Consider the following 23,047-nt stretch of genomic DNA (forward strand, 5'->3'; position numbering starts at 1 on the left):
AACTAACACAGTGGACGCGAGCAACTGAGGACAAGCCCTCGGCCTATTAGTACCAGTCAGCTCCACCCGTTACCGGGCTTCCACATCTGGCCTATCAACCCAGTCGTCTACTGGGAGCCTTACCCTCTCAAGGAGGTGGGAATACTCATCTTGAAGCAGGCTTCCCGCTTAGATGCTTTCAGCGGTTATCCCTCCCGAACGTAGCCAACCAGCCATGCCCTTGGCAGGACAACTGGCACACCAGAGGTTCGTCCGTCCCGGTCCTCTCGTACTAGGGACAGCCCTTCTCAATATTCCTACGCGCACAGCGGATAGGGACCGAACTGTCTCACGACGTTCTAAACCCAGCTCGCGTACCGCTTTAATGGGCGAACAGCCCAACCCTTGGGACCGACTCCAGCCCCAGGATGCGACGAGCCGACATCGAGGTGCCAAACCATCCCGTCGATATGGACTCTTGGGGAAGATCAGCCTGTTATCCCCGGGGTACCTTTTATCCGTTGAGCGACGGCGCTTCCACAAGCCACCGCCGGATCACTAGTCCCGACTTTCGTCCCTGCTCGACCCGTCGGTCTCACAGTCAAGCTCCCTTGTGCACTTACACTCAACACCTGATTGCCAACCAGGCTGAGGGAACCTTTGGGCGCCTCCGTTACCCTTTGGGAGGCAACCGCCCCAGTTAAACTACCCATCAGACACTGTCCCTGATCCGGATCACGGACCGAGGTTAGACATCCAGCACGACCAGAGTGGTATTTCAACGGCGACTCCACAACCACTGGCGTGGCTGCTTCAAAGTCTCCCACCTATCCTACACAAGCCGAACCGAACACCAATATCAAACTATAGTAAAGGTCCCGGGGTCTTTCCGTCCTGCTGCGCGAAACGAGCATCTTTACTCGTAGTGCAATTTCACCGGGCCTATGGTTGAGACAGTCGAGAAGTCGTTACGCCATTCGTGCAGGTCGGAACTTACCCGACAAGGAATTTCGCTACCTTAGGATGGTTATAGTTACCACCGCCGTTTACTGGCGCTTAAGTTCTCAGCTTCGCACGCCCGAAAGCGCACTAACCGGTCCCCTTAACGTTCCAGCACCGGGCAGGCGTCAGTCCGTATACATCGCCTTACGGCTTCGCACGGACCTGTGTTTTTAGTAAACAGTCGCTTCTCGCTGGTCTCTGCGGCCACCCCCAGCTCACGGAGTAAATCCGATCACCAGTGATGGCCCCCCTTCTCCCGAAGTTACGGGGGCATTTTGCCGAGTTCCTTAACCATAGTTCACCCGAACGCCTCGGTATTCTCTACCTGACCACCTGAGTCGGTTTAGGGTACGGGCCGCCATGAAACTCGCTAGAGGCTTTTCTCGACAGCATAGGATCATCCACTTCACCACAATCGGCTCGGCATCAGGTCTCAGCCTTAATGAGGGACGGATTTGCCTACCCCTCGGCCTACACCCTTACCCCGGGACTACCACCGCCCGGGTTGGACTACCTTCCTGCGTCACCCCATCGCTTACCTACTACCACCTTGGATCGGCGGCTCCACCACTTTCCTTTCCCCGAAGGGTCCGGAACGGCTTCACGGCCTTAGCATTAGAGGATTCGATATTGGGCGTTTCAAAGCGGGTACCGGAATATCAACCGGTTGTCCATCGACTACGCCTGTCGGCCTCGCCTTAGGTCCCGACTTACCCTGGGCAGATCAGCTTGACCCAGGAACCCTTAGTCAATCGGCGCACACGTTTCTCACGTGTGTATCGCTACTCATGCCTGCATTCTCACTCGTGAACCGTCCACAACTAGCTTCCGCTGCTGCTTCACCCGGCACACGACGCTCCCCTACCCATCCCAGCCCCCGTTGGGGGTATGTGCTGGAATGACACGACTTCGGCGGTACGCTTGAGCCCCGCTACATTGTCGGCGCGGAATCACTTGACCAGTGAGCTATTACGCACTCTTTCAAGGGTGGCTGCTTCTAAGCCAACCTCCTGGTTGTCTCTGCGACTCCACATCCTTTCCCACTTAGCGTACGCTTGGGGGCCTTAGTCGATGCTCTGGGCTGTTTCCCTCTCGACCATGGAGCTTATCCCCCACAGTCTCACTGCCGTGCTCTCACTTACCGGCATTCGGAGTTTGGCTAAGGTCAGTAACCCGGTAGGGCCCATCGCCTATCCAGTGCTCTACCTCCGGCAAGAAACACACGACGCTGCACCTAAATGCATTTCGGGGAGAACCAGCTATCACGGAGTTTGATTGGCCTTTCACCCCTAACCACAGGTCATCCCCCAGGTTTTCAACCCTGGTGGGTTCGGTCCTCCACGAAGTCTTACCTCCGCTTCAACCTGCCCATGGCTAGATCACTCCGCTTCGGGTCTAGAGCGTGCAACTCAATCGCCCTATTCGGACTCGCTTTCGCTACGGCTTCCCCACACGGGTTAACCTCGCTACACACCGCTAACTCGCAGGCTCATTCTTCAAAAGGCACGCAGTCACGACTGTATGTGCAAGCACATACAGCGACGCTCCCACGGCTTGTAGGCACACGGTTTCAGGTACTATTTCACTCCGCTCCCGCGGTACTTTTCACCATTCCCTCACGGTACTATCCGCTATCGGTCACCAGGGAATATTTAGGCTTAGCGGGTGGTCCCGCCAGATTCACACGGGATTTCTCGGGCCCCGTGCTACTTGGGAGATTCTTAAGCAAGCCGCTGATGTTTCGTCTACGGGGGTCTTACCCTCTACGCCGGACCTTTCGCATGTCCTTCGACTACATCAACGGTTTCTGACTCGCCGACCGGCCGGCAGACCGATCAAAAGAATTCCCACAACCCCGCATGCGCAACCCCTGCCGGGTATCACACGCATACGGTTTGGCCTCATCCGGTTTCGCTCGCCACTACTCCCGGAATCACGGTTGTTTTCTCTTCCTGAGGGTACTGAGATGTTTCACTTCCCCTCGTTCCCTCCACACTGCCTATGTGTTCAGCAGTGGGTGACAGCCCATGACGACTGCCGGGTTTCCCCATTCGGACACCCCCGGATCAAAGCTCAGTTGGCAGCTCCCCGGGGCCTATCGCGGCCTCTCACGTCCTTCATCGGTTCCTGGTGCCAAGGCATCCACCGTGTGCCCTTAAAAACTTGGCCACAGATGCTCGCGTCCACTGTGTAGTTCTCAAGCAACGACCAGTCACCCATCACCCTGACCCATACGGATCAAGTTTACTGGGGCCGGCATCGCGAAGATACAACCTTTACGGCCGTACCCTCAGATACCCAACAACGTGCCAGGCACGACCCTCCGCGACCATCACTGCTTTCCACGCCCGAGGGCAGTACTTGCAGAATGTCTTGGAAGACCGTGCCAAATAATCAACGTTCCACCCATGAGCTGACCGTGCAGAACATTTGTCTGCAATCGGTACTGTGCTCCTTAGAAAGGAGGTGATCCAGCCGCACCTTCCGGTACGGCTACCTTGTTACGACTTCGTCCCAATCGCCAGTCCCACCTTCGACAGCTCCCTCCCTTACGGGTTGGGCCACCGGCTTCGGGTGTTACCGACTTTCGTGACGTGACGGGCGGTGTGTACAAGGCCCGGGAACGTATTCACCGCAGCAATGCTGATCTGCGATTACTAGCAACTCCGACTTCATGGGGTCGAGTTGCAGACCCCAATCCGAACTGAGACCGGCTTTTTGAGATTCGCTCCACCTCACGGTATCGCAGCTCATTGTACCGGCCATTGTAGCACGTGTGCAGCCCAAGACATAAGGGGCATGATGACTTGACGTCGTCCCCACCTTCCTCCGAGTTGACCCCGGCGGTCTCCTGTGAGTCCCCATCACCCCGAAGGGCATGCTGGCAACACAGGACAAGGGTTGCGCTCGTTGCGGGACTTAACCCAACATCTCACGACACGAGCTGACGACAGCCATGCACCACCTGTATACCGACCACAAGGGGGGCACTATCTCTAATGCTTTCCGGTATATGTCAAGCCTTGGTAAGGTTCTTCGCGTTGCGTCGAATTAAGCCACATGCTCCGCTGCTTGTGCGGGCCCCCGTCAATTCCTTTGAGTTTTAGCCTTGCGGCCGTACTCCCCAGGCGGGGAACTTAATGCGTTAGCTGCGGCACCGACGACGTGGAATGTCGCCAACACCTAGTTCCCAACGTTTACGGCGTGGACTACCAGGGTATCTAATCCTGTTCGCTCCCCACGCTTTCGCTCCTCAGCGTCAGTAATGGCCCAGAGATCCGCCTTCGCCACCGGTGTTCCTCCTGATATCTGCGCATTTCACCGCTACACCAGGAATTCCGATCTCCCCTACCACACTCTAGCTAGCCCGTATCGAATGCAGACCCGAGGTTAAGCCTCGGGCTTTCACATCCGACGTGACAAGCCGCCTACGAGCTCTTTACGCCCAATAATTCCGGACAACGCTTGCGCCCTACGTATTACCGCGGCTGCTGGCACGTAGTTAGCCGGCGCTTCTTCTGCAGGTACCGTCACTTTCGCTTCTTCCCTGCTGAAAGAGGTTTACAACCCGAAGGCCGTCATCCCTCACGCGGCGTCGCTGCATCAGGCTTTCGCCCATTGTGCAATATTCCCCACTGCTGCCTCCCGTAGGAGTCTGGGCCGTGTCTCAGTCCCAGTGTGGCCGGTCGCCCTCTCAGGCCGGCTACCCGTCGTCGCCTTGGTGGGCCATTACCCCACCAACAAGCTGATAGGCCGCGGGCTCATCCTTCACCGCCGGAGCTTTTAACCCCCACCCATGCAGGCAGGAGTGTTATCCGGTATTAGACCCCGTTTCCAGGGCTTGTCCCAGAGTGAAGGGCAGATTGCCCACGTGTTACTCACCCGTTCGCCACTAATCCACCCCGAAGGGCTTCATCGTTCGACTTGCATGTGTTAAGCACGCCGCCAGCGTTCGTCCTGAGCCAGGATCAAACTCTCCATGAATGTTTACCCGTAATCGGGTGCACACGCACTTAGAGCGGGCCGATCATGTCGGAATAAGACCGATCGACCACTGCGTCCTCGCTGTGTAATCGCCTGCAAGCACCACAACCCGAAAGTTGCGACCTCACAGGTCTTTTTCAAAGGAACCTCATCCACCGAAATGGACGGGGTATCAACTTTTGGCGTTGATTTTTGGCACGCTGTTGAGTTCTCAAGGAACGGACGCTTCCTTTGTACTCACCCTCAGTAACAATTACTGGGGCTTTCCTCCGGGCGCTTCCTTCGTTCTTGCGTTTCCGACTCTATCAGAGTCAGTCTCGCTTGTTTTCCGCCTTCCAGGTTCTTCGCTTTCGCGTTTCCCTTTCCGGCGTTTCCGACTCTATCAGAACCTTTCGGCCCTGACTCCCAGTCAGCGGGTTGTGCTGCTTGGGCTGTTGGGCCCTTGCGGCGAGTGAGACAGTAGCGGATTCCCTGCCCCCGAACCTAATCGGCGACTGCGTCCTGGGACGCGGATTCCTCATTCGCATATACGCATGAAAACGAGACGACAAAGTGCGTCGTTCGTTCGAATGTGTGTGATGCGGGATGGCTGTCCGGGGACCGACCGGGGTCGGCGCTCACTTCGGACAACTCGAAGAACCTTACGGACCGGGTCAGGGTGTGTCAACTCTGGGACAGGCGTCACCCGGACGGCTAGCCTGGCTCCCATGACCACGCATGCGCACACGCTCAACCTGTGCTGGTGGGCCGCCTGACGGCGGCCGACCATCCACGCGAGCACGCATGCGCTCACGGCCGCCGCCTCGGCGGCCGTTTCTGTTTCTCCCCTCCCGGGAGTGGCTCGGTCGCCCGACGCGGCGGTACCGACATGACAGCCACACAGCAGGGAGACGGGACATGACGAGGATCTTCAGCGGGGTCAAGCCCACCGGGCATCTGACGCTGGGCAACTACCTGGGGGCCGTGCGGCAGTGGGTCGCCGCCGACCAGGAACCCGACGAGGCGCTGTTCTGCGTGGTGGACCTGCACGCGCTGACCGTGGAACACGATCCGGCGCGGGTCCGCCGGCTCAGCAGGCAGGCCGCGACGCTGCTGCTGGCCTCGGGGCTGGAACCGGCGAGGTGCACGCTCTTCGTGCAGAGCCACGTGGACGAGCACACCCGGCTGGCGTACCTGCTGGAGTGCACCGCGACCGACGGGGAACTGCGGCGGATGGTCCAGTACCGCGAGAAGGCGACGCGGGCGCGGGACGCCGGGGAAGGGGTGCGGCTGTCGTTGCTCACCTATCCCGTGCTGATGGCGGCCGACATCCTCGCGTACGGGACGGACCGGGTGCCGGTCGGTGAGGACCAGCGGCAGCACGTGGAACTGACGCGGGACCTCGCGGTGCGGTTCAACCAGCGGTACGGGCACACCTTCGCGGTGCCCGAGGCCACGCACCCGGTCGTGGCGGCTCGGGTCATGGACCTCCAGGACCCGACGTCCAAGATGGGGAAGTCCGGGGGCGCCGGGCCCGGGGTGGTGTTCATGCTCGACGAACCGGCGGTGGTGACGAGGAAGGTGATGCGGGCCGTCACCGACAGCGGGGACGGCGGCGTGGTCCTGGACCGGGAGAAGAGGCCCGGGGTCGCCAACCTGCTCGACATCCTCGCCGCCTGCACGGGCGGCGAGCCCGCGGCGCTGGCCGACGGGTACCAGGGCTACGGGGCGTTGAAGCGGGACGTCGCCGAGGCGGTGGTGGAGACGCTGCGGCCGGTGCGGGAGCGGCACGCCGAGCTGGCGGCCGACCCCGGCGGGGTGGAGAAGGTCCTGCGGGCCGGGGCCGAGCGGGCGCGCGGCCTGGCGCGGCCCGTGGTGGACCGGGCGTACCGGGCGATCGGGCTGTTGGAGCCCTGAAGGGCAGCGGCGGTACGGGTCCCCCGCGCGGGGGACCCGCAGCGCCGTGTCCGGTCAGCTGTTGCCGGAGGCGAGCTCGCGGCTGCGGTCGCGGGCCGCTTCGAGGGCGGCGATGAGGGCCGCCCGTACGCCGTGCTTCTCCAGCTCGACGATGGCGTTGATGGTCGTGCCGGCCGGGGAGGTCACGGCCTCGCGGAGCTTGACCGGGTGCTCGCCGCTGTCGCGGAGCATCACGGCGGCGCCGATGGCGGCCTGGACGATCAGGTCGTGCGCCTGGGCTCGGGGCAGGCCGAGGAGGATGCCGGCGTCGGTCATCGCCTCGACGAGGAAGTAGAAGTAGGCGGGGCCCGAGCCGGAGAGGGCGGTCGCGGCGTCCTGCTGCGACTCGGGGACGCGCAGGGTCTTGCCGACGCCGCCGAAGATCTCCTCGGTGTGCAGGAGGTGCGCGGCGGTGGCGTGGCTGCCGGCCGAGATGACGGACATGGCCTCGTCCACGAGGGCGGGGGTGTTCGTCATGACGCGGACGACCGGCGTGCCCGGAGCGAGCCGCTCCTCGAAGAAGGAGGTGGGGATGCCGGCGGCGCCGCTGATGATCAGGCGGTCGGTGGGGACGTGGGGGGCGAGTTCTTCGAGCAGCTTGCCCATGTCCTGCGGCTTGACCGTGAGGATCAGGGTGTCGGCGCGCTTGGCGGCCTCGGCGTTGGTGACGGCCTCGACCCCGTAACGGGTGCGCAGTTCCTCGGCGCGTTCGGGGCGGCGGGCGGTGACGAGGAGCTTGGCGGCGGGCCATCCGCCGCGGATCATCCCGCTGAGCAGGGCCTCGCCGATCTTGCCGGTACCGAGGACTGCGACTGTCTGGGTCATGCCCGATTCACCTCGCCGAACGATGCGTGCGCGGAGGCGTGCCGCCTCCACCTCCTCATCCTTGCACCCGGGGGCGTGGGGGCGAGGGGGTGTCCGGAGTGCGGTCAGGGGGTGCGGCGGCGCAGGGTGGCCGCGCCGAGGGCGAGGACGAGCAGGGCGCAGCCGGCGACGACGAGGGCGTCGCGGAGGAAGTCGGCGGTCATGTCGGTGTGGGTGAGGACCTGGGTCATGCCGTCCACGGCGTAGGACATGGGCAGGACGTCGGAGAGCCCTTCGAGGACCGGCTGCATGGTGTCGCGGGGTGCGAAGAGTCCGCACAGCAGGAGCTGGGGGAAGATCACCGCCGGCATGAACTGCACGGCCTGGAACTCGGACGCGGCGAAGGCGGAGACGAAGAGGCCGAGCGCCGTGCCGAGGAGCGCGTCGAGGAGGGCGACGAGCAGGAGCAGCCACGGGGAGCCGACGACGTCGAGGCCGAGGACCCACAGGGCGAGGCCGGTGGCGAGGACGGATTGGACGACGGCCACCGCGCCGAACGCGAGGGCGTAGCCGGCGATGAGGTCGCCCTTGCCGAGCGGCATCGCGAGGAGGCGTTCCAGGGTGCCGGAGGTGCGCTCGCGCAGGGTGGCGATGGAGGTCACCAGGAACATGGTGATGAGGGGGAAGATCCCGAGGAGGGAGGCCCCGACGCTGTCGAAGGTGCGGGCGCTGCCGTCGAAGACGTAGCGGAGCAGGGTCAGCATCAGGACGGGGACCAGCAGCATCAGTGCGATCGAGCGCGGGTCGTGGCGGAGCTGGCGCAGGACGCGCGCGGCGGTGGCGAGGGTGCGGGCCGTGTTCACGAGTGCTGCTCCTGGGTCTGCCGGGCGAGGGCGTTGGCGTCGTCGACGAGGCGGAGGAAGCCCTCCTCGACGGTGGTGGAGCCTGTGCGGTCCCGCAGGGCGTCGGGGGTGTCCTGGGCGAGGATGCGGCCCTCGCGCATGAGGAGGAGGTCGTGGCACCGTTCGGCCTCGTCCATGACGTGTGAGGAGACGAGGATCGTGGCGCCGCGGTCGGTGGTGAGGTCGTGGAAGAGGTTCCACAGGTCGCGTCGCAGGACGGGGTCGAGGCCGACGGTCGGTTCGTCGAGGACCAGCAGCTCGGGGGTGCCGAGCAGGGCGACGGCGAGGGAGACGCGGCTGCGCTGGCCGCCGGAGAGGTTGCCGGCGAGGGCGCCCGCGCGGCCGGTGAGGTCCACGTCGGTGATGGCGCGGGTGACGGCCGCGGCGCGGCGGTCGGCCGCGGCGCGGCCGGGGTCGAGGACTGCGGCGAAGTACTCGAGGTTCTGCCGGACGGTGAGGTCGTCGTAGACCGAGGGCGCCTGGGTGACGTAGCCGATGCGGGAGCGCAGTTCGGGGTGGCCGGCCCGGTGGCCGAGGACGTCGAGGGTGCCGGTGACGTGGGCCTGGGTGCCGACGACGGCGCGCATGAGGGTGGACTTGCCGCAGCCGGAGGGGCCGAGGAGGCCGGTGATCCGGCCGCGGGGGACGTCGAAGGCGAGGGCGTCGAGGACGGTGCGGGGGTGGCGTCCGGCGCCGCGGCGGACGGTGAGGCCGCGGGCGTGGACGGCGGCCGGGGCTCCGTCCGGCGAGTTATTCATCATGTGATGAATAATGCTCCCGGCTGTGCCGGGGCGTCAACCGGGCGGACGGGTACGGGGTCCGGGTCCGGACCCCCGGTGCTTACCGCTTGCGCTTGGGGCGGCGGGCGGCAGGGTTGCCGGTACGCGCACCGCGGCGCCGGGCGAACTCGGCCTGGGCGCGCTCGTACTCGGCGCGGCGCAGCTTCTCGCCGGGTGCCTCGACGAGGCAGCGCAGGAAGTACGCGATGAGGGAGCCGATGAAACCGATCGCCTTCAGGCCCTTGAGCGCGCCCTCGTCGGACGAGGGGCGGGGGCGGGTCCCGAAGGACTCCCAGGTCTTGGCGAACGCGATGGAACTGGCGATGGCGAAGAGGACGACGACGGAGATGCTGAGGAACGGGCCGACGTCGCCGATCTGCAGCCCCTCGTAGGCCATGCGCAGCAGGAACGCGGCGGCGACGGCGGTGACGAGCGAGCCGGCGGCCATGCCGACGCGGCGCAGGGCGTAGCCGCCGTCGTGCTCGACCCAGGTGGTGCCGAAGAACTTGATCGGCTCGGGCTCGGGGCCGGGCGCCGCGGGGGCGGCGGGCGGGGTGGGCCTGCTCTGGTCTCGCTGGTCGTTGTCGCTCACACCGGCGATTATCCCCCGACGGGCGGACCCGGCCGGGCGTGTCTCACGTGGCGGGCGGGCGGGGCGGGGCGCGGTGGGCCGCCCCGCCCGGGAAGGGTGTGCCCGGGCGGGGCGGGCCCGGTGGGTTCGTCCGGGTCAGTCGCAGCGGCTGGCGACGTACCCGTCGCTGCCGGTCTTCACGTAGGCGTCCGACACGAAGCGGCCGTTGCCGATGCAGTCCCAGAGGCCGGTCGTCCCGTACGGACCCGAAACCGTCGTGCCGGGGCACTGGCAGCGGATGGACACGCTCGCCCCGAGCGGGAGGGTGTCGATGATCGCGTAGCCGGTTCCGGGGCCGCTGCGAACGTTGACGCGGTAGCCGGGAGCGACCTGGTACATCGGCAGGCCACCGCTCTCCGTGACGCTCGTGACGTGGCTTGAATCATTCTCAATGGACATGTGAAAGCTCCCCCCATGGGTGTTGCCCAGCGCAACGCGCGCAGGCTAGCAGGACCTTGGAGAATCGCACGGGCCATGGGCTAGGCTCCGGCGGGGGTGGTGAGCGGTGCATTCGCGGCGCGCGGACTACGCCGGGTTTCCGGAGTATGCCGGGCAGTACCGGCTCGAATCCGTGCTCGGTTCCGGCGGCATGGGGGTCGTCCACCTGGCCGCCTCCAGCTCGGGGCTGAAACTCGCCGTCAAGGTCGTACACGCCCAACACGCGGTGGACCCCGAGTTCCGGGCGCGCTTCCGACAGGAGGTCGCCGCCGCGCGACGGGTGAGCGGGGCGTTCACCGCACCCGTCGTGGACGCCGATCCGGATGCCGAACGGCCTTGGATGGCCACCCTGTTCGTCGACGCGCCGACGTTGTCCGAACGAGTGCGCGAACGCGTCCTGGACTCCATCGAACTGACCCGGCTCGCCGCCGGGCTGGCGGAAGCCCTGAGGGACATCCACCGCGCCGGGGTGGTACACCGGGATCTGAAGCCGAGCAACGTGCTGATGGCCCCGGACGGGGTCCGGGTCATCGACTTCGGGATCTCGCGCCCGGCCGACAGCGACCTGCGCACCGAGACGGGGAAGCTGATCGGAACGCCGCCGTTCATGGCGCCCGAGCAGTTCCAGAGCCCCCGGGACGTGGGCACGGCCGCCGACGTCTTCGCGCTGGGCGCGGTGCTGGTGTACGCGGCGACGGGGCACGGGCCGTTCGACTCGGACAGCCACTACCTCGTGGCGTACCAGGTCGTGCACAGCGAGCCCGACCTGACGGGGTTGCCGGACCTGCTGGTTCCGGTCGTGGCCCGGTGCCTGGCGAAGGATCCGAACGAGCGGCCGACCGCCCACGCGCTGATCGCCGAGATCCGGGCGCTGACGAGTCCGACCTCCGAGAACACCCAGTCCTTCATCGCGCAGCCGCGCATACCTCGGCAGCGCAAGCCGGCGCCCGACGAGGAGGACACGCATCGACGCGCCGTGCCGGCCGTCGTCCGCCGACCCGCACGGCCCCCGCGCGGATGGGCCTTGAGGGCGTGGGTGGCCGCCGCGCTCCTCGCCGTCGGCGCGGTCGGGGGTGGGCTGTGGCTCGCCGCCGACGCGGGGACACCCGTACGGAACGCCTCCGAGGCGCCGGGAGACGAAACCGCGGTACCGCCGCCCGTGACCCCTTGGTCGGTGTCCCTGGGCGGGCACACCGCGTCCTGCTCGGCGGTGGGCGCGGCGCTCTACTGCGCCGGACGCCACCTCACCGGCGCCCGCCTCGACGTCACGAACGGCGCGGTGGCCTGGTCCGTTCCCGCCCCCGCGAGCGGCGCGCTGCCCGGCGCGACCCCGCCGGTCCCCCGGGAAGCCGGTGGCGTGATCGTCGTCGTGGCGGACGGGGGCGAACGGCTCCGGGCACTGGACCCGAAGACCGGCGCCGAGCGCTGGCAGCGCGGGCTGTCGGCCGGCACGCAGGTGGTGACCGCGGGCCCGCACGTCCTCCTGACCTCGGCGGACGGAAGCGTGCGCGCCATCGACGCGGCCGACGGAGCCCAGCGCTGGACCGGACCCGGCGCCGCGGGATCCGGTTGGTGGGGTGGTACCGGGCAGAACGGCGCGCCCTCCTTCTTCCGGTCGACGCCCGACGGCAGCGGCCGGTCGACGGAGGTCTCGGAGGTGGACGCGTCCACCGGCACCGTGCGCTGGCAGGTACGGACCGACGGCAGGCTTCGTCCTTTCGGGACCGCGGCCGACACGCTCTTCCTACTGGACAACGACGCGAGCGCTCACGCGATCGGTGTCGTGAGGATCGGTCGGACGACGCGCTCGGTGCAGCGGGTCCGACTGTCGGCTCCCCTGTACGACGCCCAGGCGACGGTGGGGGCGAACGGCACGACCTACGCCTTCGGCACGCAGGGCACGGTCGCGGCGGTCGGCACGGGCAAGGAACTGTGGCGCCTGGAAACCGGCGCGGCGAGCGCGTCGAGCCCCATGTACGCGGATGGGCACGTGTACCTCAGCGTGTCGGACGGCCGCCTGCTCGCCGTCGACGCGGCCACCGGACGGCTCGTCGGGCAGACCGGGACCCGTCTGGCTGCGGGGCGGGCGGCTGTCAGCTCCGCGATCCCCGCTCCCGTTCTCTCCGACGGGCGGGTGTACGCGTCCGCGCCCGACGGGACCGTCTTCGCCGTGGACGCGGCGAACCCCGCCGGCTGGTGACACGACCGGCGGGGTTCGGGAGGACTCGGCGGGTTCAGCCCAGGAGGGAGACGTCGCGGACCGCGCCCTTGTCGGCGCTGGTGGCCATGGCGGCGTAGGCGCGCAGGGCCGCGGAGACCTTGCGTTCGCGGTTCTTCGGGGCGTAGACGCCGCCGAGGGCCTCGCGGCGGGCGGCCAGTTCCTCGTCGGGGACCAGCAGCTCGATCGAGCGGTTCGGGATGTCGATGCGGATGCGGTCGCCGTCCTCGACGAGGGCGATGGTGCCGCCCGAGGCGGCCTCCGGGGAGGCGTGGCCGATGGACAGGCCCGAGGTGCCGCCGGAGAAACGGCCGTCCGTGACGAGGGCGCAGGCCTTGCCGAGACCGCGGCCCTTGAGGAAGGACGTCGGGTACAGCATCTCCTGCATGCCGGGGCCGCCGCGCGGGCCCTCGTAGCGGATGACGACGACGTCGCCCTCCTTGATCTCCTTGCGGAGGATCTTGTCGACGGCCTCGTCCTGCGACTCGCAGACCACGGCCGGACCCTCGAAGGTCCAGATCGACTCGTCCACGCCGGCGGTCTTCACGACGCAGCCGTCGACCGCGATGTTGCCGCGCAGAACGGCGAGGCCGCCGTCCTTGGAGTACGCGTGCTGCACCGAGCGGATGCAGCCGCCCTCGGCGTCGAGGTCGAGGGTGTCCCAGCGCTCGGACTGGGAGAAGGCGGTCGCGGAGCGCTTGCAGCCGGGGGCCGCGTGCCACAGCTCCATGGCGGTGTCGGACGCCGTGCCGGAGCGGGCGTCCCACCGCGCGAGCCAGTCCTCCAGGTTGTCGGAGTGCACGGAGGTGACGTCCTTGTTGAGGAGACCGCCGCGGTACAGCTCGCCGAGGATGGCGGGGATGCCGCCGGCCCGGTGGATGTCCTCCATGTAGTACGTGCCGCCGGGCGCCACGTTCGGCGCGACCTTGGACAGGCAGGGAACGCGGCGGGAGACGGCGTCGATGTCGGTGAGGTCGTACTCCAGGCCCGCCTCCTGCGCCGCCGCCAGCAGGTGCAGGATCGTGTTGGTGGAGCCGCCCATCGCGATGTCGAGCGCCATGGCGTTCTCGAAGGCCTCGCGGGTGGCGATGTTGCGCGGCAGGACGGACTCGTCGCCGTCCTCGTAGTAGCGCTTGGTGATCTCCACGACCGTGCGGCCGGCGTCCTCGTACAGGGCTCGGCGGGCGGTGTGCGTGGCGAGGACCGAGCCGTTGCCCGGGAGGGCCAGGCCGATGGCCTCGGCGAGGCAGTTCATGGAGTTGGCGGTGAACATGCCCGAACAGGAGCCGCAGGTCGGACAGGCGTTCTCCTCGATCCGCAGCACGTCCTCGTCCGAGACGTTCTCGTTGGCGGCGTCGACCATGGCGTCGATCAGGTCGAGCTTGCGGACGGTGCCGTCGACGAGGATGGCCTGCCCTGCCTCCATCGGACCGCCGGAGACGAAGACGACCGGGATGTTGAGGCGCATGGCGGCCATCAGCATGCCGGGGGTGATCTTGTCGCAGTTGGAGATGCAGATCAGGGCGTCGGCGCAGTGCGCCTCGACCATGTACTCCACGCTGTCCGCGATCAGGTCGCGGGAGGGCAGGGAGTACAGCATGCCGCCGTGGCCCATGGCGATGCCGTCGTCGACCGCGATGGTGTTGAACTCGCGCGGGATCGCGCCCGCCTCGCGGATGGCGTCGGAGACGATCCGGCCGACCGGCGCCAGGTGGGTGTGCCCGGGGACGAACTCGGTGAAGGAGTTGGCCACCGCGATGATCGGCTTTCCGATGTCCGCGCTCGCTACGCCCGAGGCGCGCATCAGCGCACGTGCGCCTGCCATGTTGCGGCCGTGGGTGACGGTGCGGGACCTCAGCTCGGGCATCGGGTTCACTCCCCATGAGTGCGGCGGCGCCGGAGAGGCCTGCCGCGACTGTGGATATGGCTGTTTACGAGGCTACGCCTCTCGCCCGCGATGCGGACACGGTGTCCGCATGCCGGGACGGCCGGCTCAGCTTTCGGTCACTGCTGGGTGAGATCACTGTGCGGTGAGGTCACTGTTCGGTGAGGGGCACCCCGTTCGGCGGGGTCACTGTTCGGTGAGGTAGCGCTGGAGGGTCGGGGCCACGAGGGCGATGATCTCCTCCGGGTCCGCGGACGCGAGGGGCTCGATCTGGACCACGTACCGCAGGATCGCGATGCCGATCATGTGCGAGGCCGCGAGTTCGGCGCGGAAGGTGGGGTCGGGCACGTCGAGGTCGGCCGCGACCCGCTCCAGGACCCGGCGCAGGATCAGCCGGCGCAGCACGGCGGCGGCGGCCTCGTGGGTGAGGGCGGAGCGGATCACGGCGAGGAGGGGGGCGCGGGTGGCCGGGTTCTCCCAGATGCCCAGGAAGTAGCGGGCCAGGCGCTCGCCGATGCCGTCCGGGCCGGAGCCGACGATCTGCGGGACGACCAGGGCCGGCTCCATGCTGACCTCGATGGCGGCGGCGAACAGGTCGTCCTTGCTGCCGAAGTAGTGGTGCACCAGTGCCGGGTCCACGCCGGCCGCCTTCGCGATCCCGCGTACGGAGGTCTTGTCGTAGCCGCGCGCCGCGAACTCCGAACGGGCCGCGAGCCGGATCCGCTCCTGCGTGCCGGGGCCGTCGTCGGCCTCGTCCTGGCGGGGGCGACCGGGGCCGCGGCGGGGCTTGCCGACCGGGTCCGTCATGGCCGGCGGGCCGGGCTGTCGCTGGTCGCGGCCGCGAGGTGCTGCCGCGTGAAGGCCAGGGCCTCGGCGAGATCGGCCTCGCGTTCCGCCGAGGACATGGCACGGCGGGTGTTGACCTCGATGACGACGTGACCGTCGAAGGAGGTACGGGCCAGGCCGCGCAGCAGTTCGGCGCAGGGCTGGGTGCCGCGACCGGGGACGAGGTGCTCGTCCTTCGCGGAGCCGTTCCCGTCGGCGAGGTGGATGTGGGCGAGCCGGTCGCCCATCCGGTCGATCATCGCGTTCGCGTCGGTGCGGGCCGTCGCGGTGTGCGAGAGGTCCACCGTGAAGTGCCGGTAATCGTCCTTGGTGACGTCCCACTCGGGCGCGTACGCGAGCATCTCGCGGTCGCGGTAGCGCCAGGGGTACATGTTCTCGACGGCGAACCTGACGTCGGTCTCGTCCGCCATGCGCCAGATGCCGGCGACGAAGTCGCGGGAGTACGCGCGCTGCCAGCGGAACGGCGGGTGCACGACGACGGTGCCCGCGCCCAGCCGCTCGGCCGCCGACTGGGCGCGCCGCAGCTTCGTCCAGGGGTCGGTCGACCAGACGCGCTGGGTGATCAGGAGGCAGGGGGCGTGGATCGCGAGGACCGGGACCCCGTGGTGGTCGGAGAGGCGGCGCAGGGCGTCGATGTCCTGGCTGACCGGGTCCGTCCAGACCATGACCTCGACGCCGTCGTAGCCGAGGCGCGCGGCGATCTCGAAGGCGGTCGCCGTGGACTCCGGATAGACGGAGGCGGTGGAAAGGGCGACCTTGGGCCTTGGTCTCGGGGTCTGGGGGCGGGGTTCTGCCACGGGGACAGGTTACCGATGCCGGTGCCCCCGCCGGGCGGGGTGGGGGGATCCGCCGGTTCAAAGTGCCCGTGGACCCGGCCCGACGAGGCCGCGCACGGGCTCGGGCCGGTACGAGGGGTGAGGCCGGACGGGCCCGGTCGGAAGGGGTGGGCCCGGTCGGGCGAAGCGGGCCCGGTCAGGACGGGAGGTGGTCCAGGCGGCGGAGGATGACGCCCTCCCGCAGGGCCCAGGGGCAGATCTCCAACTCCTCGACGCCGAGGAGGTCCATCGTGCCCTCCGCGACCAGGGCGCCCGCCAGGAGCTGTCCGGCGCGGCCCTCGGACACGCCCGGGAGGGTGGAGCGCTGCGCGGTGGTCATCGCCGCCAGGCGCGGGACCCACTCCTCCAGGGACTTGCGGGTCAGGTCGCGCTGGACGTACAGGCCGTCGGCCGAGCGGGCCGCGCCCGCGATGCGGGCCAACTGCCGGAACGTCTTGGAGGTCGCCACCACGTGGTCCGGCGCTCCGAAGCGGCTGAACACACTGACCGACCGGGCGATCTGGGCCCGCGCGTGCCGGCGCAGGGCCTTCACGTCGGCCGGGTCGGCGGGGTCGCCCGGGAGCCACGCCGAGGTGAGGCGGCCGGCGCCCAGCGGGAGGGACACGGCCGCGTCGGGTTCCTCGTCGATGCCGAACGCGATCTCCAGCGAGCCGCCGCCGATGTCGAGGACCAGCAGCTTGCCCGCCGACCAGCCGAACCAGCGCCGGGCGGCGAGGAACGTCAGCCGCGCCTCGTCCTCACCGCTGAGGATGGGCAGGTCGAGGCCGGTCTCGGCCTTCACCCGGGCCAGGACCTCGTCGGCGTTCGTGGCCTCGCGCACGGCGCTCGTCGCGAAGGGCAGCAGGTCCTCGCAGCCCTTGTCCTCGGCGGCCTGCACGGCGTCGCCGAGGACCGAGACGAGGCGCTCTATGCCCTCCGGGGTGACCGCCCCGTGCTCGTCGAGGAGTTCCGCCAGCCGCAGTTCCACCTTGTGCGAGTGCGCGGGCAGCGGGCGCGCACCGGGGTGTGCGTCGACCACCAGCAGATGGATCGTGTTCGAACCCACATCAAGGACACCGAGTCTCATACGGGGAAACGCTACTGGTCCGGTCGCGTAGGGGTGGAGTAAGGGGCCCTTAGGCTTGGGTTTGTGCCAAATACGAAGAAGGCCAACAAGTCCCGCCCCAAGTCGAAGAAGGCCAAGGGCGGCGAGTCCCCCGCGGTCTCCGGTGACGAGAAGGGCCTCGACTTTCCCCGGGCCTGGGTGGAGTTCCCGGACCCCGCCGACGACGAACAGATCTTCCGCTGCGACCTGACCTGGCTGACCTCGCGCTGGACCTGCATCTTCGGCAGCGGCTGCCAGGGCATCCAGGCCGGCCGGGCGGACGACGGCTGCTGCACCCTCGGCGCGCACTTCTCCGACGAGGACGACGAGAAGCGCGTCGCGGAGAACGTGGCTCGCCTCACACCGGAGCTGTGGCAGTTCCACGACGTGGGCACCGAGTCCGGCTGGGTGCAGAAGGACGAGGACGGCGAGCGGCAGACCCGCCGCTGGGAGGGTTCGTGCATCTTCCAGAACCGGCCCGGCTTCGCCGCGGGCGCCGGTTGCTCGCTGCACATCCTGGCGCTGCGCGAGAAGCGCGAGCCGTTGGAGACCAAGCCCGACGTGTGCTGGCAGCTGCCGATCCGTCGCACCTACGACTGGATCGACCGGCCCGACGACACGCGGGTCCTCCAGGTCACGATCGGCGAGTACGACCGGCGCGGCTGGGGTCCGGGCGGCCACGACCTGCACTGGTGGTGCACGTCGGCCACGTCCGCGCACGGGGCCGGTGACCCGGTGTACGTGTCGTACCGCCCCGAGCTGACGGAGCTGATGGGCAAGGAGGGCTACGAGGCGCTCGTGGCGCTCTGCGAGGCGCGGTTGGCCTCGCTGCTGCCGATGGCCCCGCACCCCGCGGATCCGCCGACGGCGTAGGGCTGTCGACCGGCGGATCGGAAGGCCGGCGGATCGGGAAGTCGGTGCGCGCTGCGCCCGGGGGGCCCGTCCGCGGTCAGGAGGCCGGGGCCGGCGGGTCGGTGGGCGGCGTCGGGGAAACCGTTCCTTCTGACTCGGTCGGCGTCGGCGTGGGAGTCGAGGTCGGGGTCGGTGTGGGCGTCGGCGTGGGGGTGGGCGTCGGCGTCGGGGTCGGCGGCGTGGGAGTCGGCCTGGGGTTCGCCGGGGTGGTCGGCGGTCCCCCGTTCGGCGGCGGGGCGGGCCGGCCGCGGCCCTGGATGGCGACGACCGCGCCGGACGGGTCCACCCCGACCCGGGCCGACCAGGCGCCGACGGGCTGGGCGGCGGCGTCCACGGTGATCCGTAGGGTGACCGATTCTTCGGGGGCCAGGGTGCCCGCCGTCTGGCCGGCCCGCAGCCAGGGCGCGTCGGACCACAGGCGCCAGTCCACGGGGGCGCCGCCGGACGCACTGAGCGTGAGCAGGGTGGTGGAGCCGTATGTCGTGGCGGACACGGTGAGCCGGCCGGGGGCTCCCGGACGGTCCGATTCCGGGGTGGCCGGCGCGCCGGAGCTGATGACCTCGACGGAGACGTCGGGTGCGGCGGTACCGGGGGCGAAGCCCGGCCCGTCGCCGGTGTGGGCGGTGTTGCCGGTGTTCTCGTACGCGGCGAGCAGCCGGCCGCCGGCCGGGGGCGGCGGGATGTCGGACTCGCCGGCGAAGATCCGGGTGGCGCCGCCGTCGAGGGGTTCGCCGGTGGCGGGAGCGCCCCGGTAGGCCGCCCACAGGGCCAGTACGGGCGCGGCGACGACGGTGGCGACGACGGTCGTGGTGACGACGCGGGCCCGGAACCGGTCGCGGCGGGCCGCCCGGTCCTTGGGATCCATCGGGAAGCCGGTGCGGTCGAAGCGGGGACCGGGGCCGCCGCCGCGTCGCCCGGAGCGCAGCATCGCCGCGCGGACGGCGGTGCGGGGGGCCGGTACGAGCGGGAGCGCGGCGGGGTGGATGCCCCCGGTGCCGGGCCAGGGGCCGCCGGCGCCGACGCGTTCGGCGACGCGGCGGCAGCGCGGGCAGTCGTCGACGTGGCGTACGAGTTCGGCGCGCAGCGGGGTGGAGAGCAGGACCCGGGGGTCCCCGTCGTCACCGGTGAGCCGGGACACGGCAGGGCAGTTGCCGGTCTCGACGACGGCGAGGGCGGCGCGGGTGCGTTCCACCTCGCAGGCGGCGGCGGACAGGAGTTCGCGGGCGGCGGCGGGCGGGGTCCCGAGGACGGAGGCGAGTTCGGGGACGCCGAGGCGGTGGCGGACGGCGAGTTCGAGGGCCTCGCGCTGCTCGGGGGTGGTGCCGGCGGCCTCGGGCCAGGCGAGGCGGGCCAGTTCGGTGCGGCGGTACGCGGACACGTCGAGGGCGCCGGGCCCACCCGGCGCACGCTCGACGTCGGTGTGCTCCGGCGTACGACGGGCGCTGTGCGCCCCCTGCCGCGCGCGCCGCTGCTCGGCGAGCCGGCGCAGGCAGCCCCAGCGGGCGAGCGCGTACAGCCAGGCGCGGCGCTCGCCCTCGTCGGGGCAGCGGCCGGGGTGCCGTTCGGCGGCGGCCAGGGCGTCTCCGAGCACGTCGGTGGCGGTGTCGTGGTCGCAGAGCACCGAGAGGCAGTAGGTGAACAGGCCGTCGAGGTAGGGCTCGTGTCGGAACGGGGGAGGCTGTTCGCCGGCGAGTCCCTGCCCTCCGCGTCCCTCTGAAGGCATGTGCCCGTGCGCCCGGTGTGCGCCGGTGCGCGATGAGAGGGGTTCCTGGTTGCTGCTGTTCACCTGGCGACCGTAGGCGGCGCGCCGGTGACCCCCCGGAAGCCTTCAGCAGTTTTAGCCCTTACGGGTGAACAGATCGGGCCCGCGCTGACAGCGGTGCTGACGGCCGCCCTGACGCCGCGACCGACGAACCCGGACGAGGCGGGAGGAGGCGGACGGGGCGGGCGACCGGAGCGGGCGAGGCGGGGCGCGCGGTCGGACCCCGCCCAGCCTCCGCGGGGCACGGCCGGCGGCGGTGTCGGTACCGGCGACTACGGTGGGCGCATGGCAGCCCGCACATCTCGTTCATCCGCCAAGGACCGGCCGTCCTACCGTTGTACCGAGTGCGGCTGGACGACCGCGAAATGGCTCGGGCGGTGTCCCGAGTGCCAGGCGTGGGGCACCGTCGAGGAAATGGGCGCGCCCGCCGTGCGGACCACCGCGGCGGGTCGGGTCTCGACCGCGGCCGTGCCGATCGGCCAGGTCGACGTCAGGACGGCGACCGCGCGCAGCACGGGCGTGAGCGAGCTGGACCGGGTCCTCGGCGGCGGTCTCGTGCCCGGGGCGGTCGTGCTGTTGGCGGGCGAGCCGGGCGTGGGCAAGTCGACGCTGCTGTTGGACGTCGCGGCGAAGGCGGCCGACGCCGACCACCGGACGCTGTATGTGACGGGCGAGGAGTCGGCGAGCCAGGTGCGCCTGCGGGCGGACCGGATCAAGGCGCTCAGCGACCACCTGTACCTGGCCGCGGAGACGGACCTGTCGGCCGTGCTGGGTCACCTCGACGCCGTGAAGCCCGCGCTGCTGATCCTGGACTCCGTACAGACCATCGCCTCGCCCGAGATCGACGGGGCGCCCGGCGGCATGGCCCAGGTGCGCGAGGTCGCGGGCGCGCTGATCCGGGCGTCCAAGGAGCGCGGCATGTCCACGCTCCTCGTCGGCCACGTCACCAAGGACGGGGCCATCGCCGGTCCCCGGCTGCTGGAGCACCTGGTCGACGTCGTCCTGAGCTTCGAGGGCGACCGGCACGCGCGGCTGCGACTGGTGCGCGGTGTGAAGAACCGGTACGGCGCCACCGACGAGGTCGGCTGCTTCGAACTCCACGACGAGGGGATCACCGGGCTCGCCGACCCGAGCGGGTTGTTCCTGACCCGGCGCGCGGAGGCGGTCCCCGGGACCTGTCTGACGGTGACGCTGGAGGGCAAGCGGCCCCTGGTCGCGGAGGTGCAGGCGCTGACGGTGGATTCACAGATCCCCTCGCCCCGGCGGACCACGTCGGGCCTGGAGACCTCCCGCGTCTCGATGATGCTGGCGGTGCTGGAGCAGCGCGGCCGGATCACCGCGCTGGGCAAGCGGGACATCTACAGCGCCACCGTGGGCGGGGTGAAGCTGACCGAGCCGGCCGCCGACCTGGCGATCGCGCTGGCGCTGGCCTCGGCGGCGAGCGACGTGCCCCTCCCGAAGAACCTCGTCGCCATCGGGGAGGTCGGTCTCGCGGGCGAGGTGCGGCGGGTGACCGGCGTCCAGCGGCGGCTCGCCGAGGCGCACCGGCTCGGCTTCACGCACGCGCTGGTGCCGAGCGACCCCGGCAAGGTGCCGGCGGGCATGAAGGTGATCGAGGTCGCGGACATGGGCGACGCGCTGCGGGTCCTGCCGCGCGGGCGCTCGCGGACCCCCGCCAAGGACGGCGCGGCCGACAGGTCGTAGGCCGGTCCGGCCACCGGGCGGGGGCGGGCTTTGCCGGGTCGGGAGCGCTTCCGGGGGTTCGCACCGTAGGGTCCGGGGACGAGGCGGGCCAAGGCTCGGCGGGCGCACAGGCCACGCCGGTAGACTTTGTGCTGGTCCGCCCGGCCGTACGCAGGCGGCGCAACCCGCGACCGGAGGAGTGCAGTGGCAGCCAAGGACGGGGCAGCAGCATCCGGAAAGTCGGGCGCGAGCTCCAGGCAAGAGGCCATGATGCGTGCCTCGCTGAGCGCGGTCGCACCTGGTCAGCCCCTGAGAGACGGCCTGGAGAGGATCGTCCGCGGCAACACCGGTGGCCTGATCGTCCTCGGCATGGACAAGAACGTCGAGGCGATGTGCACCGGCGGTTTCGTGCTGGACGTGGAGTTCACCGCGACCCGGCTGCGCGAGCTGTGCAAGCTCGACGGGGCGCTCATCCTGGACAAGGACATCACCAAGATCCTGCGGGCCGGCGTGCAGCTGGTCCCGGACGCGTCCATCCACACGGAGGAGACGGGCACCCGCCACCGCACGGCCGACCGCGTCTCCAAGCAGTGCGGGTTCCCGGTGGTGTCGGTGTCGCAGTCGATGCGGCTGATCGCGTTGTACGTGGACGGTGAGCGGCGGGTCCTGGAGGAGTCCGGGGCGATCCTGTCGCGGGCGAACCAGGCGCTGGCCACGCTGGAGCGGTACAAGCTGCGGCTCGACGAGGTCGCGGGCACGCTGTCCGCGCTGGAGATCGAGGACCTGGTCACGGTCCGCGATGTGACGGCGGTCGCGCAGCGGCTGGAAATGGTCCGCCGGATCGCGACGGAGATCGCCGAGTACGTGGTCGAACTGGGCACGGACGGGCGACTGCTGTCCCTGCAACTGGACGAGTTGACGGTCGGCATCGAGCAGGAGCGGGAGTTGGTGATCCGGGACTACGTTCCGGAACCCACGGCGAAGCGTTCCCGCACGGTGGACGAGGCGCTTCCGGCGCTGGACGCGCTCACGCATCCGGAACTGCTGGAGCTGGCGATCGTGGCGAAGGCCCTGGGATACACGGGGTCGCCGGAGACGCTGGACTCGGCGGTGTCCCCGCGGGGCTACCGGCTGCTGGCGAAGGTGCCGCGGCTGCCCGGGGCGATCATCGAGCGGCTGGTGGAGCACTTCGGCGGACTGCAGAAGCTGCTCGCCGCGAGCGTGGACGACCTGCAGACGGTGGACGGCGTGGGCGAGGCCCGGGCGCGGAGCGTCCGCGAGGGCCTGTCGCGACTGGCGGAGTCCTCGATCCTGGAGCGGTACGTCTAGCCCGACCGGCCCGTGTACGGGGCCGGGCGGGATCGGAC

At 69.2% G+C, this 23,047-nt stretch carries 15 protein-coding genes and 2 rRNA genes; 5 read left to right on the plus strand and 12 right to left on the minus strand.

Annotation, left to right across the window (positions count from 1 at the left end; all coding sequences use genetic code 11):
- Nucleotides 1-26 precede the first annotated feature (26 nt).
- Nucleotides 27-3,150, minus strand: a 23S ribosomal RNA gene (locus OHA84_RS16705).
- A 290-nt stretch (nt 3,151-3,440) separates the two neighbouring features.
- Nucleotides 3,441-4,965 (minus strand): 16S ribosomal RNA (locus OHA84_RS16710).
- The 16S and 23S rRNA genes sit together here, the layout of an rRNA operon.
- An 897-nt stretch (nt 4,966-5,862) precedes the next feature.
- On the opposite strand from OHA84_RS16710, the gene trpS reads away from it, so the two are divergent.
- Nucleotides 5,863-6,861: a tryptophan--tRNA ligase gene (trpS, locus tag OHA84_RS16715; protein ID WP_266947976.1), complete on the plus strand. Its 999-nt coding sequence runs from the start codon at nt 5,863-5,865 to the stop codon at nt 6,859-6,861.
- A 54-nt stretch (nt 6,862-6,915) separates the two neighbouring features.
- On the opposite strand, the gene proC is transcribed toward trpS, so the two are convergent.
- From proC to OHA84_RS16740, 5 genes are all read right to left on the minus strand, one after another.
- Complete coding sequence (gene proC / locus OHA84_RS16720) at nt 6,916-7,725, minus strand: pyrroline-5-carboxylate reductase (RefSeq protein WP_053677118.1); 810 nt, start codon at nt 7,723-7,725, stop codon at nt 6,916-6,918.
- Between the two features lie 104 nt (nt 7,726-7,829).
- On the minus strand, nt 7,830-8,567 hold the full coding sequence (locus OHA84_RS16725; RefSeq protein ID WP_053677117.1) for an ABC transporter permease: 738 nt from the start codon (nt 8,565-8,567) through the stop codon (nt 7,830-7,832).
- Nucleotides 8,564-9,367, minus strand: coding sequence for an ABC transporter ATP-binding protein (locus OHA84_RS16730; protein WP_266947982.1), 804 nt, complete (start codon nt 9,365-9,367; stop codon nt 8,564-8,566). The genes OHA84_RS16725 and OHA84_RS16730 overlap by 4 nt, the downstream gene beginning before the upstream one ends.
- Nucleotides 9,368-9,446: 79 nt before the next feature.
- Complete coding sequence (locus tag OHA84_RS16735) at nt 9,447-9,977, minus strand: hypothetical protein (RefSeq protein ID WP_266947984.1); 531 nt, start codon at nt 9,975-9,977, stop codon at nt 9,447-9,449.
- A gap of 135 nt (nt 9,978-10,112) precedes the next feature.
- Complete coding sequence (locus OHA84_RS16740; protein WP_234350031.1) at nt 10,113-10,355, minus strand: SH3 domain-containing protein; 243 nt, start codon at nt 10,353-10,355, stop codon at nt 10,113-10,115.
- Nucleotides 10,356-10,521: 166 nt separating this feature from the next.
- Here OHA84_RS16740 and OHA84_RS16745 point away from each other — a divergent pair, with 166 nt between their 5' ends.
- A complete protein-coding gene (locus OHA84_RS16745) occupies nt 10,522-12,654 on the plus strand; it encodes a PQQ-binding-like beta-propeller repeat protein (RefSeq protein ID WP_053678363.1) in 2,133 nt (710 codons plus the stop codon).
- A gap of 34 nt (nt 12,655-12,688) precedes the next feature.
- Here OHA84_RS16745 and ilvD read toward each other — a convergent pair whose 3' ends face one another.
- The 4 genes from ilvD to OHA84_RS16765 all read right to left on the minus strand — a co-directional run bounded on the left by ilvD (nt 12,689) and on the right by OHA84_RS16765 (nt 17,305).
- Nucleotides 12,689-14,539 (minus strand): dihydroxy-acid dehydratase, encoded by a 1,851-nt coding sequence (ilvD, locus tag OHA84_RS16750; protein WP_053678365.1) that lies wholly within the window; start codon nt 14,537-14,539, stop codon nt 12,689-12,691.
- A gap of 204 nt (nt 14,540-14,743) precedes the next feature.
- Entirely contained in the window at nt 14,744-15,364 is a 621-nt protein-coding gene (locus OHA84_RS16755) for a TetR family transcriptional regulator (RefSeq protein WP_053678367.1), read from the minus strand.
- Nucleotides 15,361-16,200, minus strand: coding sequence for a sugar phosphate isomerase/epimerase (locus tag OHA84_RS16760; protein ID WP_053678369.1), 840 nt, complete (start codon nt 16,198-16,200; stop codon nt 15,361-15,363). The genes OHA84_RS16755 and OHA84_RS16760 overlap by 4 nt, the downstream gene beginning before the upstream one ends.
- 175 nt (nt 16,201-16,375) lie before the next feature.
- The gene (locus OHA84_RS16765) at nt 16,376-17,305 is read right to left on the minus strand and encodes a Ppx/GppA phosphatase family protein (protein ID WP_053678371.1); all 930 of its coding nucleotides are present in this window, start codon (nt 17,303-17,305) and stop codon (nt 16,376-16,378) included.
- 63 nt (nt 17,306-17,368) lie between these two features.
- Here OHA84_RS16765 and OHA84_RS16770 point away from each other — a divergent pair, with 63 nt between their 5' ends.
- A complete protein-coding gene (locus tag OHA84_RS16770; protein WP_053678373.1) occupies nt 17,369-18,196 on the plus strand; it encodes a hypothetical protein in 828 nt (275 codons plus the stop codon).
- Between the two features lie 76 nt (nt 18,197-18,272).
- Here OHA84_RS16770 and OHA84_RS16775 read toward each other — a convergent pair whose 3' ends face one another.
- Nucleotides 18,273-20,021: a hypothetical protein gene (locus OHA84_RS16775; RefSeq protein ID WP_266971010.1), complete on the minus strand. Its 1,749-nt coding sequence runs from the start codon at nt 20,019-20,021 to the stop codon at nt 18,273-18,275.
- Nucleotides 20,022-20,282: 261 nt separating this feature from the next.
- Between OHA84_RS16775 and radA the strand changes: the two genes are divergently transcribed.
- Both radA and disA read left to right on the plus strand, forming a co-directional pair.
- Nucleotides 20,283-21,701 carry a DNA repair protein RadA gene (gene radA, locus OHA84_RS16780; protein WP_053678501.1) on the plus strand — a complete coding sequence of 473 codons (1,419 nt, stop codon included), beginning with the start codon at nt 20,283-20,285 and terminating at the stop codon, nt 21,699-21,701.
- A gap of 183 nt (nt 21,702-21,884) precedes the next feature.
- Nucleotides 21,885-23,009, plus strand: a complete 1,125-nt coding sequence (disA, locus tag OHA84_RS16785; RefSeq protein WP_053678377.1) for a DNA integrity scanning diadenylate cyclase DisA — start codon at nt 21,885-21,887, stop codon at nt 23,007-23,009.
- Nucleotides 23,010-23,047: the final 38 nt, after the last annotated feature.

It is taken from the genome of Streptomyces sp. NBC_00513 (assembly GCF_041431415.1).
In the GTDB taxonomy this organism is placed as follows: Bacteria; Actinomycetota; Actinomycetes; order Streptomycetales; family Streptomycetaceae; genus Streptomyces.